This window comes from Planococcus shenhongbingii, assembly GCF_030413635.1.
GTDB lineage: Bacteria > Bacillota > Bacilli > Bacillales_A > Planococcaceae > Planococcus > Planococcus shenhongbingii.
In genome coordinates, this window is the sequence record NZ_CP129235.1 from 3,928,754 (window position 1) to 3,941,924 (window position 13,171).

The 13,171-nt window shown below is 41.9% G+C and carries 12 protein-coding genes and 1 riboswitch; of the genes, 2 read left to right on the forward strand and 10 right to left on the reverse strand.

All coding sequences use genetic code 11. The annotated features are described in order from the left end of the window. The first annotated feature begins 163 nt into the window (after nt 1-163). Nucleotides 164-1,066, forward strand: coding sequence for an EamA family transporter (locus QWY16_RS19075; RefSeq protein ID WP_300990814.1), 903 nt, complete (start codon nt 164-166; stop codon nt 1,064-1,066). A 556-nt stretch (nt 1,067-1,622) separates the two neighbouring features. Here the strand turns inward: QWY16_RS19075 and QWY16_RS19080 are convergent. The 9 genes from QWY16_RS19080 to QWY16_RS19120 form a co-directional block, all read right to left on the reverse strand. Next, nucleotides 1,623-2,300 carry a hypothetical protein gene (locus tag QWY16_RS19080; protein WP_300990815.1) on the reverse strand — a complete coding sequence of 226 codons (678 nt, stop codon included), beginning with the start codon at nt 2,298-2,300 and terminating at the stop codon, nt 1,623-1,625. A gap of 399 nt (nt 2,301-2,699) precedes the next feature. Then, nucleotides 2,700-3,806: a D-TA family PLP-dependent enzyme gene (locus QWY16_RS19085; protein ID WP_300990816.1), complete on the reverse strand. Its 1,107-nt coding sequence runs from the start codon at nt 3,804-3,806 to the stop codon at nt 2,700-2,702. A gap of 70 nt (nt 3,807-3,876) precedes the next feature. Then, complete coding sequence (locus QWY16_RS19090) at nt 3,877-4,983, reverse strand: threonine synthase (protein ID WP_300990817.1); 1,107 nt, start codon at nt 4,981-4,983, stop codon at nt 3,877-3,879. A gap of 2 nt (nt 4,984-4,985) precedes the next feature. Next, a complete protein-coding gene (locus tag QWY16_RS19095; protein WP_300990818.1) occupies nt 4,986-5,381 on the reverse strand; it encodes a RidA family protein in 396 nt (131 codons plus the stop codon). 61 nt (nt 5,382-5,442) lie between these two features. Next, the gene (locus QWY16_RS19100; RefSeq protein ID WP_300990819.1) at nt 5,443-6,111 is read right to left on the reverse strand and encodes a helix-turn-helix transcriptional regulator; all 669 of its coding nucleotides are present in this window, start codon (nt 6,109-6,111) and stop codon (nt 5,443-5,445) included. A gap of 551 nt (nt 6,112-6,662) precedes the next feature. Continuing rightward, nucleotides 6,663-7,607, reverse strand: a complete 945-nt coding sequence (mmuM, locus tag QWY16_RS19105; RefSeq protein ID WP_300990820.1) for a homocysteine S-methyltransferase — start codon at nt 7,605-7,607, stop codon at nt 6,663-6,665. 41 nt (nt 7,608-7,648) lie between these two features. Next, on the reverse strand, nt 7,649-8,389 hold the full coding sequence (locus QWY16_RS19110; protein WP_300990821.1) for an amino acid ABC transporter ATP-binding protein: 741 nt from the start codon (nt 8,387-8,389) through the stop codon (nt 7,649-7,651). Next, nucleotides 8,386-9,108: an amino acid ABC transporter permease gene (locus tag QWY16_RS19115; RefSeq protein ID WP_300990822.1), complete on the reverse strand. Its 723-nt coding sequence runs from the start codon at nt 9,106-9,108 to the stop codon at nt 8,386-8,388. Before QWY16_RS19115 ends, QWY16_RS19110 begins: the two co-directional genes overlap by 4 nt. A 21-nt stretch (nt 9,109-9,129) precedes the next feature. Continuing rightward, nucleotides 9,130-9,945 carry a transporter substrate-binding domain-containing protein gene (locus QWY16_RS19120; RefSeq protein ID WP_300990823.1) on the reverse strand — a complete coding sequence of 272 codons (816 nt, stop codon included), beginning with the start codon at nt 9,943-9,945 and terminating at the stop codon, nt 9,130-9,132. A gap of 127 nt (nt 9,946-10,072) precedes the next feature. Next, nucleotides 10,073-10,177: riboswitch (SAM riboswitch) on the reverse strand. Nucleotides 10,178-10,519: 342 nt separating this feature from the next. Here QWY16_RS19120 and solA point away from each other — a divergent pair. Further along, a complete protein-coding gene (solA, locus tag QWY16_RS19125; RefSeq protein ID WP_300990824.1) occupies nt 10,520-11,659 on the forward strand; it encodes an N-methyl-L-tryptophan oxidase in 1,140 nt (379 codons plus the stop codon). A 214-nt stretch (nt 11,660-11,873) separates the two neighbouring features. Here the strand turns inward: solA and QWY16_RS19130 are convergent, their stop codons facing one another. Beyond that, nucleotides 11,874-13,067, reverse strand: a complete 1,194-nt coding sequence (locus QWY16_RS19130) for a DUF4317 domain-containing protein (RefSeq protein ID WP_300990826.1) — start codon at nt 13,065-13,067, stop codon at nt 11,874-11,876. Between the last annotated feature and the right edge of the window lie 104 nt (nt 13,068-13,171).

A 13,171-nucleotide genomic window follows, 5' to 3' on the forward strand; every position in this document is an offset into this window, starting at 1 on the left:
TTGAAAGGAATTTAATTCCTCTCAACAGTCCTTTTGCTTTGCATTAAAGATTGCTCCCATGAAGCATCGTTTATTCTCTCACATTAACTGCTGGAGGAACGGTTAATCTTCATCTTATTTATGATATGATAATCTAGTTGTGCCTTGGCACGAAGGGGGTTAGATGATGAATTTTAATAAAGGTGTTATCTATATATTAATAGGTGCGTCATTTTTCGGATTTACTCCGATATTTGCCAAAATTGGGTTTAGCCACGGCTATTCACTTGGCCAAATCAATATCGTTCAAATGGTAGTTTCCTTCTTTTTATTATGGTCTTTCACTCTCCTTAAACGCTCCAGTTTTAAAGGGCTCCATAAGAAGAATGTTCTTCAAATTATGATGACCGGCTGTTTTATCGGCTTAACAAGTATTTTTTATTACGGTTCAATGCAATATTTGCCGGCTTCATTAGCCATAATTTTAATGTTCCAATTCGTGTGGATCGGGATTATCTTGGAATGGATTTTCAGTAAAATAAAACCTGCTCCTGTAACAGTCTTATCCATCCTATTAATCTTAATAGGGGTCTTTTTTGCTTCAAATTTTGTAAATGGCGACATACAAGGATTGCCGATTAAAGGGTTCATTTTTGGAATTCTATCCGCATTCACCTACGCCGGATTTATTTTTTGCAGTGGCAAGGTGGCTGTAAACGTGGATCCGTGGACGCGCAGTTCTCTGATGGTGACAGGTTCAACCATTTTAGTGCTTGTCGTATTCATGGGTGACATGCCAACTGTATTGCCATTGGAGAAAGATTTGTTTGCAACTGCAGTGGGTGTTTCGCTGTTTGGGGCAGTCCTGCCGCCATTATTTTTTGCGGCTGGTGCGCCTTTGGTGTCGGGAGGAGTTGCCAATATCTTAACGTCTATAGAATTGCCGATCGCCATTCTGTCGGCCAGCCTTATTCTGTCAGAAGTTGTGTCGCCGTACCAATGGTTCGGCATCGCGATTATACTAGCCGCTATTGCTTTAAATGAACTCAGCCCGAACCTTTTCCGAATTAGGAAGCACCTTAACTAAAGTATCCTTATAAAAAAGGAGCCTACATCATAAAAGATGCAGGCTCCTTTTTTCACGCTGTCGAGAAACTCGTATATTCTTCTGTCATTTCGCTCCAGGGCGGACGCTTTCCGTGGGGTGCGGCCTGAGCCTCCTCGCTCCCTGGCGCTCTCTGCGGGGTCTCAGGACTCGCCCTATTCCCACAGGAGTCGCCGCCTTCCACTGCATTCAGCTCTCTTTTGTCACCTTTAGAGATTCTCTGGGATAGGGAGCTGATTCGGAAAGCTCTCGAATGTTTGTGCTTGCTCTTTAGATATGGAGCTAAACAACGGAGAAAACCGTTCTGCTCCTGCAGCGCTATGCGCTTCGTCGCAAAGACTTGGCCAATGTCTTCGCAGCTGGTTGGCGGAATATCGATTAAGGGATGATCACTAATACAAATTCCAACTTTCTCACCAAGCTGAAAAAAGGAGCCTATTCTCAAACGGAGACACTATGCATTAATAAAAATGAGTTTTACTGCTGCATCAATCTTTCAGATTAAGAGCGCCCTTTTTCAGGAAATAAGATAGCTGCTTCACCTTACTTTATCCATGTAACGGTTATATAAATAACGGCCTTTTTTCATGCATTCTAAATACAGCTCTCGTATGGTTTTGTCAGGGCTTACTCTTAAATAAGACTCGTTTTCCAAGATAGACATTAACGGTTTTATTTGATTGTAATCCACTTCTTTGTTCAATAAATCCAAGTAATTATTCAATACAACTTTATACATGCTGCTTCTAATTCTGAAGCTGCATTTTTCCAATAGTTCTTGATAAAACCATACAAGAGTGTCGGCAAAAAATTCGCCGTAGACCTCAGGATCTTCACCATCGCCAAATTGTCCAAAAGGCGTTTTCCAAGCTATTCCCTCTTTAGGTGATCTTGTTATTGTCCCTCTATACCAATCCCTTATTTCACCATATTTTTCGTTTCCCATAGCTAAGTATTCGTAGGTAAACTTATCAAAAGGATTGTTTGCTATGTAATTGAATATCTTTTTATTGTTTTCTCTATCATTTAAATCGGTTATCGAGCACCAGCAGATGTAATTGGCTTTTTGGCCTATAATGCATACTTTTTTTTCGGGACTTATATACAAATCAATCGTCAGCTCTTTATCGGCTAAATCAAACCTAACTTTTACTTGATTGCTTTCAGTGACTAAATTTAAGTGAGAGATATCGGTGTCCTTATTAAATAATTCCATAATTCACCTGCTCCATCGTATTTTTAGTTCCAGATTTTTTGATGCTTCTTTGCTTATATACTGTTCCTTTTACTAACTCTAAACTAATTTTGTACCTCGTTCTATTTTGAGCCTTTGTCTTAAAATAAATTAAGATTGGTTTGCGCTTAATTTTTACCGAAATAATCAAAAAAGAGCCTGGCCAATTGACTGAGCTCTTTCGCGAATATGCGTTACTACTACGTATACTAACTCCTCAGCGGAACTAATATGCCCTTGATTAATCGATTTAAAGCCGAACAAGGACAACACAGGTTCACAGACAATTGTCACTTACTTGGATTTAACTCTCAACGATGGATATGCTTAGTTCCATGGTGCAGTTTCGCTTTTGTCTTCTCATTAATTTCATAGACGTGATCACTGTAACTTCCCTCGGCCTAAGATCGAGATTTCTTCCACGACCTCTCCTTCGGAAACAAGATAAGCATAATCATAGAGATTGCAGACCGGGCATATATGGTTCGGGATAATTTCCAGCTTTTCACCGATTGCAATTTGGTTCCGGAATTCTTCATTATATATAATGGCGTGTTCATCAAAGAGCTGGTCGATATGAACCTGATCGGAATTTTTGATATAGCCTATTCCAGTAGTGGCACAAATCCCTTCACTTCTTGTCTGCATGGTCAGTCCCTTGGCCCCGACATCGGTAATGACCCGTTCATTCGTCGGTTTGCTGATGACGGTCGTCAGGACACTGGCAGCGCAGGTAGAATAGGAACCGATTGCATTTCCTTGGGATACGTCCATGAGAATATAAGTTCCGACTCGCAGCTCAGTAATCCCTTCCATAACTCCAAAATCGTGCAGCAGCGGCGGGGTAGATCCAATGCTGACTGTTTCAAGCTTACATCCCTGTTCCTCTGCCAGTTGTGCAAAGCGAAGCGTACGCTTTTGTGCTTCGTTGTAAAGACGGCGGCAATCTTCAAGATCCTTTGCTTTGTATGTATGGCCATCATGGGAAAAGATCCCTTTTAGTTTTACATGAGAGCAATTTTTTATATAATCGACCAAACGAATATAATCACTTTCTTCTATGACACCTGAACGATTTTCACCCACTTCAATTTCGATAAGAACCTGAGCAGGCTTATGACTATCACTAAATACATTTTCAATCATTTCGCATTGTTCGATGCTATCAACGCCAAAAGAAATATCAATTGTTTCGGCCAGCTTTTTTACACGATTCAGCTTAACTTTGCCTACTATTTCGTTTGCAATGAAGATATCATTCAATCCGTTTTCAGCCATTACCTCTGCTTCGCCGACTTTTGCCACAGTAATTCCTTTGGCCCCTGCATCTTCTTGTAGTTTTGCTAGTGCAGGCATCTTATGCGTTTTCGTATGCGGACGAAGGTGAACGTCATATTGATCAGCATACAATTGCATTCTGCGGATATTATCCATCATTATCTCTCGATCAATCAATAAGCTTGGTGTATCTAATTCTGTCATTTTCATCAAAAGCACTCCTTCAGTAATTAAAATTGAGAAAGCAGTCGTATCAGATCCCCTTATTTCCATCAATTTCCTAATTACTCTTTATACCGGCTCCGCATAAAGGAAACACTACTTTTTGTTCTTTTAATTCAGGATACTTCTCTAAGTATTGCAGATATCCGGCGTAATTAGCTGCCGATGTGATTTCAACATAGATTCCTTTTAACGCAAGCTCATTTCTCGCATCCATAATACTTTCCTCAGATACGCCGATTATATCACCGCCTGAATCCCGGATAGCTTGTAAAATTTCTGTTCCTCTGGCGGGTGCTGAAATGGCAATGCCTTCCGCTATAGTTCCTGAATTTTTGATAGCATCAACTGTATTTCTTCCTTCAGCAAAAGCATGCAGGACGGGTGCACAAGCTTCTGCCTGCACAGCAAGAAGCTTAGGCATTTTCGCAATTTGGCCACTTGCCATTAATTCTTGCAAGGCAATATAAGCTCCCATCAGCAATGTTCCATTTCCGACTGGAATAATGAATGCATCCGGCAATTCGCCATTCATTTGTTCGAAAACTTCATAAACATACGTTTTTGTACCTTCCCAAAAGATGGGATTGTATATATGGCTAGCATAAAATGAATTTGTTTTTTCCACCATGGCGATTGCCGCTTTTGCTGTATCTTCTCTCGTTCCCGGAATTTTATGAATGACAGCACCATGTGCTTCGATTTGTTTTATTTTTTTACTGGAGGTGGAATCCGGAACGAAAATATCACATTGGATTCCTGCTCTGGCCCCGTAAGCAGCAATTGCAGTGCCAGCATTTCCGCTGCTGTCTGCAACGACTCGGTCAATGCCAAGTTTTTTCGCCATGGCAATGAGCAGTACAGCACCCCGATCTTTAAATGACAGCGTAGGCATATAATATTCAGCTTTTGCATAGACATTTTCGGATAGTTTGATGAGTGGCGTACCCCCTTCTCCTAATGTAATGTCTTCCCACACATCTTCCTCTTCAAATGGCAGTGAATCGATGTATTTCCAGAGTGAATGATTTCGCGAGATGGAAGTTTCGCAAAAATCAATTGCCTTTTTCTCATATTCCAGGTTCAACAGCTTTCCGCAATCGCATTTCCATTTATTGCTTTCCAATGGGTAACTGGAACCGCAGCCGGAACAAATATAGTTCATCCTCAATCCCTCTTTTCCCCGCTGATATAAGCAACTGCCTCAAGTTCAATTGAATATCCATAATGCAGCTGATTCGTGGGCACAACAGCACGCGCTGGCTTATGCTCACCGAAATACTGTTTATATAATGAATCTACGGCATTCCATAAAGAAATATCTGAAATGTAAATAGTGACCTTCATGATATCTTCTCTTTTAGCACTCGCTGCTTTTAAAATGTGGTCTAGATTTGCTAATACTTGTTTTGTTTCGACCGCGATATCCCCACTGCTTCCTTCTCCCGTAAAAGGGTCGACTGGCAGCTGGCCTGAAACGAATAGAAAGTTGCCTTGTTGTGTGGCTGCTGAATAATGGCCCGGATTCGCTTTCGCCCCATCAATTGAAATGAATTTCATCATTAGATTTCTCCTTAGAATTTATTTTATAAATCGGATAAAATTTTATAAGATCTGAAAAAATTTATACAACTTTCTCTGAGCTACTGCTTTTCCCTTTAATTTCTTCGATATAGCTATAGACCGTTACTTTGGAGATATTCAATTTTTCAGCTACTTTGTCAATTGTTCCGCGTATTAAGAAAACCCCTTTTTCTTCCATAAAACGAATCATCTCGACCTTTTCATCCCGCCGTAGTTTTTCCAGTGGTTTATCCCCTATGATTTTGTCGATTAATTCATCGGCGATTTCCCGTATGTGCTCCATTTCACTAAGGTTTTCTTGCTTAGGAACAGATTTCGGAAATTGATTGGGGTTGGCTGGAATCATCTTGCTTAACCAGTTGATATTCTCCGTAATGGCCGTGGTATCAACATTGATGCATAGCGCCCCCATTACTTTTTTTTCTTGATCCCTGATGAGCAATGTAGAAGATTTTATCGTTCTGCCATCTTCCGTTTGAAAATAATAATTTGCTGAAAAATCATTCGTGAAGTTTTGGGAAAGCAATACTTCTGTAATGAGGTGGTCAAAGCTTTGTCCTACTTTTCTGCCCGTTACATGGTTGTTAACTGTATAAACAACTGAGTTTTGTGGGACTGTTAAATCATGCACTACAACTTCGCAATCTTGGCCAAAAGTTTTTGCAATGACCTCTGCTATCGGAATATATGTCTCAAGTATCTTGTGCATTGTAAAACTCCTCTCTGCTTTTCATCTATAGTTAACACACTATATAATTTTTTATACGAAATCAATAGATTTTTATATTTATAAGAAAAATTAGATATTTTTATTGGCATTAACTGATTTGGTTCGTCTTGTGTTCTATAAAGGAATCGATGCAGCAGCGGTCGAAGAAGCCGCAGAGATCATATTGGCTTTAGATAAAATCATTTAAAGTTAAGGCGCTACCGTCCTGAGTGCTGCGCCAGAGTCATTACAAAAAATCATCGGGTTTAAAGCAAGGAACGAAATAGAGCCTGCATCCTTTTGGGATGCAGGCTCCTTCTTTTACCGCCAATTTATTAAATTCTATAGTAACAACTAAACGAGAGGAATCACTTGCTGTTGCTTTCGATTCCATACTTTCCTGCTTGATGTAGTAGTAAAATCCGTGTTGTGTGCAAAAAAAGAGTGTTCAAAGCTATAGTTCAGCTTTTGACACTCTTTTATTATAACAATAGTTGGGATAAATAAAGACATCAGGCTCTCTATACCTTTTCCTGGTGCCTTTTTGGCTATTATTTTTCCGTATTACGTCCCCATGCAGCAATGGCTGAAATATCCTCTGGGGTTGTTCTGCAACAACCTCCAATCAGTTGAGCTCCAGCGTTATACCATCGTTGTGTATTAGAGGCAAAGTGATTTGTTGAAGACTCTTCCCCCCATGTCTTGCTTATGGCGTCATACTCTTCACCGGAATTCGGATAAACAATTACCGGTTTGGAAGTTCGGCTTTTTACTTCTCCAATCAGCGTTTCTATAAAATCGGGTGCTGAACAATTAATGCCGATTGCAGCTGCTTGCTGTTCTTTATCCAACCATTCCGCACAACTGGAAATTCTTTCTCCATCGCTTATGTGGCGGCCATCCTTGGCACTAAAGCTGAACCAGGCATAAACCTCCGGGAATTCCTTCAGCACCTCTAGAATGGCTTTAGCTTCTATCAGGCATGGGAGGGTTTCACACGCTAAAATATCGGCCCCTGCTTCCACCAATGCCCTGATTCGCTCTTGGTGAAAAGCGACCAATTCACTTTCGCTGATAGAATAATTACCGCGATATTCAGAGCCATCCGACAGAAAAGCACCATATGGACCTACAGAAGCCGCAACTAAAGGTTTCGGCCTGTTGGATTTATCATTTAACGCTGCCCAAAATTCATTACGGGCCTCTGCTGCAATTTGAACAGACTTTTTGATCAATCCAATTGCCTCTTCCCCAGTTAATCCTCTTTCCTGATACCCTTTAATAGTTGCCTGATAGCTGGCAGTAATCGCACAATCCGCTCCCGCTTCAAAATAACTCATATGCACCTGCTTGATCAGCTTAGGATCCTCCATCAATACTTTTGCGGACCACAAGCGATCGTTCAAATTACAGCCATGATTCTCAAGCTCTGTGGCCATGGCACCATCAAGAATCACGACAGGAAATCTATTCAAAATCTGCTCTATCGGGTTCAATCCAAACATCCTTCCTCTATCCAAGCTCATTTCACCATTTTTTAATTGGTTCTGATTGCTTTGCTTAAAAATTGCTTCGTTCTCTCAACTTTAGGATCATTAAAAAGTTGTTCAGCTGTTCCTTCTTCAACAATGAGGCCATCTTCCATGAAAATGACGCGGTCTGAAATGTCACGTGCAAAATTCAGTTCATGTGTCACAATAAGCATCGTATTTCCTTCCTTGGCTACCTTTTTGATCGTTGCCAAAACTTCATCAACCAGTTCTGGATCAAGTGAGGAAGTCGGTTCATCAAACAATAGGACTTCCGGATTGAGTGCAAGTGCACGAGCAATCCCAACCCGTTGCTGCTGCCCGCCTGAAAGTTGTGCAGGGTAGTGGCTTAACCTATTCGCTAAACCTACCCTTTCTAAAATTTCAATACTTCTTTTCTTAGCTTCAACTTTATGTATTTTCTTGACACTGGTTAAACCGACCATCACATTTTGCAGAACGGTAAAATTCTTGAATAGATGGTATTGCTGAAAGACCATCCCTGTCGAATTTCTTAAAGAAACGATATCTGCTTTACTCGCTGTTTCAGCATCTACTCTTTTATCGTTGATTTCAACAATTCCGCCGCTAGGCTGCTCCAAAAAATTAATACACCGCAATAATGTTGATTTACCTGAACCGCTTGGCCCTAAAATGGCAACCACTTCACCTTTGGCAACTGTAAGGTTTATCCCTTTCAGCACATGCTGGTTACCGTAATATTTATGGATATTTTCCAATTTGATCATGCAGCAATCCCTCTTTCATATCTGCGAGCCCGTTTCTCGATTTTCACGAGCAATCGCTCTACTGCTATACAAAGAATCCAGTAGACAATCGATACCGCGATATACACTTCAAAGAATGCTAACCCGCGGGAACCGAGAATTTTGGCTTGCCCCATAATGTCTATAACGCCAATAATGAAAACAAGAGAGGTATCTTTGATGGTGCTGATAAACATATTTCCAAGGTTAGGTATGGCTACTGTCAGAGCCTGCGGGAAAATGATTTTAAGCATCATCTGTGCAGGGCTCATGCCTATCGATTTAGCGGCTTCAAACTGCCCGCGATCAACCGATTCAATAGCGGAACGGATCGTTTCGGACAAGTATGCTCCCAGATTCACGGAAAACGCCAATAGCGCATAAACTTCAGGTGGAATGCTGTTGACGTCCGCCGATTGGAGCCAGCCGTATTCGATCTGCAAATAATAAATAATTTTCGGTATGCCATAAAATACAAGATAGATCTGAACCAATAAAGGGGTTCCTCTGATAAAAGATACGTAAATGGATGAAATCACCCTTAATACCGGGATCCGGTAAATTTTGATGAGGGCGGTAGTCACGCCAATAAACAAGCTTAAAATCAATGAACCTACCGCAATCCCTATGGTGATGGGCAGCCGTGAAATAATTGCCGGAAAGCTTTCTATTAAAAAATTGATATCCAGTAAATTCTCCATTGTCTCTTCCCCTCCACAAACCTATTCAGGGATGTACTCTCCGCCAGTCCATTTTTTCGATAGTTCAACTAAAGTGCCATCTTGCTTGAGTTCTTCCAAAATGGGATCAATCAGTGCCTTCAATTCTTCGCCCTGCTCCCCATTTTTCAATACGATTCCCATATCATCATTAACCAAAGGCTGGCCGACAATTTCAACGTCCAAATCATTCTTCTCCAAGACTGCATTAATCATGATCGGATCGTTTACATAAGCATCAAGCCGGCCGTTTTGCACATCCTGCAAAATTTCTGAAGGGTTGCCGCTTTCACTGTACTTCAAATCAATCGCTTTTTCTGCTTTTTTGTTGTACTCCTCAAGCAACAATGTGTAAGAATCTCCCGCTAAAGCGCCGATTTTCTTGCCTTCCAAATCCTCAATGGTTTGAATGTCTTCCCTTCCTGTTTTCACAGCAATAACGGTTTCCGCTGCAAAATAAGATTCATCGGTGAACAAATACTTTTCCTGGCGTTCCGGAGTTTTTGCGACTTGATCGGCAATTGCCTGGATTTTATTGGATTCCAGCGCCAGGAACATGCTGTCCCATGGAACGGCGGTGAATTCGAACGTGTAGCCGTCCAATTTCTCATCGACCGCTTTGACCACTTCTACATCGTATCCGGTCAGTTCGTTGTTCTCATCCGCAAAAGCAAAAGGCGGATAATCGTTTTGCGTTCCGACCAGAATCACTTGCTCGCCTGTAGCACTTGCTGCTTCTTTTGACGAACATCCGCTTAGAACGCCGCCTGCGCCTAGCAATAAAACCAGAGAAAGGGATATGTACTGTTTTCTTTTCATGTTAAAACTCCTTTGTTGGTAAAGAGAGTCGCAAAGTTCTTTCATACCCAAAGCTTTGCGCTGCTTGAATGAATGAGGCCAAAAAACACAAAAAACCTATTCCGATAGGAAATAGGTTTTAATCTAGATCTTATCTTTCAGAGCAAACGCTCTGCAGGAATTAGCACCTCTCATAAAAAATGATGGTTGCTGGACGTCATTGGGCCTGTCCCTCAGTCTCTCTTGATAAGTTATTTAATTTTTACATAATACAGATAGTATTTTACATTGCCCGTTCTGTCAAATACATTTTTCTCTATTTTGAATTTTTATCGCTTATTTTTTATGAAAACAGAAAGAATATGATCGAAATACACGAGCTCATTTTACTGGCCAGCGCTGTAGTTGCGGTTGAAATCTCTGCAAAGAGGGCTTCCTCTGCCCTACTTCAAAGTTTGAACAGCCCATTTGACAATAATTCGAATCTTAAATACTATCTAATAATACTTCTTATGCCTTTTTACTAATTCACTTTATGCTGTCCTGACTTTCTGAACAATGGCCCAAATTTAAAAAAGAGCGGAGCGAACTGGCAATGACAAAAGAACCTGTATATGATGTAGCCATCGTAGGTGCGGGAACGATGGGAATGGCTGCTGGCGCCTTTTTGGCGAAACAGAATGCAAAGACCCTGCTAATTGATGCCTTCGACCCGCCGCACATTAACGGAAGCCATCACGGGGACACCCGCTTGATCCGGCATGCTTATGGTGAAGGCAGACAATACGTGACGCTTGTGAAGCGTGCCCAGCGATTATGGGAGGAGCTCGAACAGCAGACAGGCTACAAAATTTTTGAAAAAACCGGTGTTCTTGGCATTGGCCCGAAAGATTCGCCTTTTCTGCAAGAAACAATCGCGGCCGCTCAGAAATATGATCTCCCTTTGGAAATCTTAAACGGCCAGGAAATCCAAAGCAGGTGGCCCGGTTTTTCGGTGCCGGACCACTTTATCGGGTGCTTTGAAGCAGGATCGGGAATCATTTACAGCGAGGCGGCCATCCGGGCTTACAAGGAAACCGCTCTTAAAAACGGTGCGAATCTTGTCCCCAATACACCCGTTCGGCACATCGATGTGAATAATGCAAATGGGATAAAAATTTCAACCGACCATACTCTCTTTTATGCAAAAAAAGTAATTATCACTGCCGGTGCCTGGGCCGCAAAGTTATTGCCGGAGTTAAGCCTTCCGATTCAGCCGACACGCAAAGCCGTCGGCTGGTTTGATGCACCTTCCGATCTGTTCAGCGGTGCCAAATTTCCAGCCTTCTTTATCGAGGACGGTGATAAAAAAGCTTATGGTTTCCCTAATTTGAATGGTGCCGGCCTCAAAATCGGAAAATCGGATGGCGGGCAGTCGATTGACCCGGACGTGCATACCCAGAACTTCGGACTGTATGAAAGCGATGAAGGCGACTTAAGGCATATGCTTCAAACCTATATGCCGGAAGCAAACGGCACATTGAATCAAGGAAAAACCTGTCTGTATACAAACTCGCACGACCATGATTTTATCGTTGATTATCATCCAGACCATCCGCAAGTCATTTTTGCCTGCGGCTTTTCGGGGCATGGCTTTAAATTCGGCAGCGCGATGGGAGAAGTATTGAGCCAAATGGCTTTGGAAGGCCAAAGCGCCTTTGATATTTCCAGCTTCTCTCTCAAGCGATTCAAATAGTGATTTTTCTTATAGCTAATACTTAAGGATACAGACAGAAAAAAAGCACCTCTTATGAGATGCTTTTTTTCATGATTTAATTTGATGAACGAAGAGAGCCTAAAGAGAATTCGCAACTGTCTTCACCAGTAAACATTTTATTTCCCGGGAAATATACGATATTTTGAAGCCTTAAGACAGCCTATTTCAATTAACTGAGGAATTGCTCAAATCCCTACTCCAGCTGCTCTTCCTCAAGCAGTTTAAACCCTTCAATCATCGTGTCTTCTTCCACTTCAATCAAAATGCAGCGTTTGCCGTTGAAATTGACGCCTTTGACGTATCGTAAGTCTTGCGGGCTGATTTTGATTTCCGCGACTTTTGTGTTGATTTTGATCGACTTGGACGCGTAGCTCGGCACGACGTGGCTCGCTTTCATTTCGTAGTTTTTGTCTTCCACCACTTGCTGGAAGGCCCTTTCCACTTTTTCGCTACTTACATCTTTGACGCCGCTCGCCTTCAAGACACGTGTCACTTCTACCGTATCCAAAACTGGCGGCTCCTCATCTTCATTCTCAGCTTCTTTTTCCACTTCCAGCATGAGATTGATCTCATCATAGAGACCGGCAAGGGTTCTTGAATTCACTTCTTCTCCGATCACGGCTTTGACAATTTCCTCAAACACTGCTTTATCTTCCTCGGCGGTCATGATTTCGTTGCCGTTCAAGACGTTCTCGATAAACTGGAAATCCGGTTTGTTCGCTTTGCCCGAAGCATAAACGATGTGATGAATGTCCGCGGCATTGTCCGTGAAGCTCGGGAACAAAAATCCGCCAACTGGAGAAGCCAATTTAATGACGGGATCGACCAACACATTTGACTTGAATTCTTTTTCGACAAAGTCAAACACCAGTGAACTTTTCGGCAGTTCAGTCTGGTTCATGCTGCCGAGGATAAACGGCGTGGTAAACACTTCATCCCGCATGTCGATTTCCGTTTCATCTGCCTGGCGCTTCGTCGTTTTGAAATACGTTCCGCGAATAAACGTGATGACCATATCTTTTTCATACGGTTTTTCTTCCACCATCTTCAAGGCGATGCGCTGCATATTCGCTTGCCATTCCGCCACATCCTCTGCCTCGAGGCCTTCATACAGGAGCCGCTGCGTATGGTCTGCCTGGCCCTCTTCCTGCGGCTGGAACTTCACTTCAAACAGTTTCACATCGAGCTTCCCGCCCAATACCTTCTTGAAATTGGCAAGAAACAGCTCCTGCTGCTCCCGGTCCAATAAAGAAAACGAGCGGCTTTCTTCGTGAAAGATTTCACTGCTTTCCTGCTGGATGTACACATTGTAAATGTTCGCGATTTTCAATAAATCAGTATCGAGCTTAAATCGTTTGCGGATATCTGCTATATCTTTATTGTTCATTTCTATTTCCAACTCCCTGGCTAGTAAAATCCGTGTTGTGCGCAAAAAAAAAAAGAGTGTTCAAAGCTACGGTTCAGCTTTTGACACTCTTATATTATAACAAC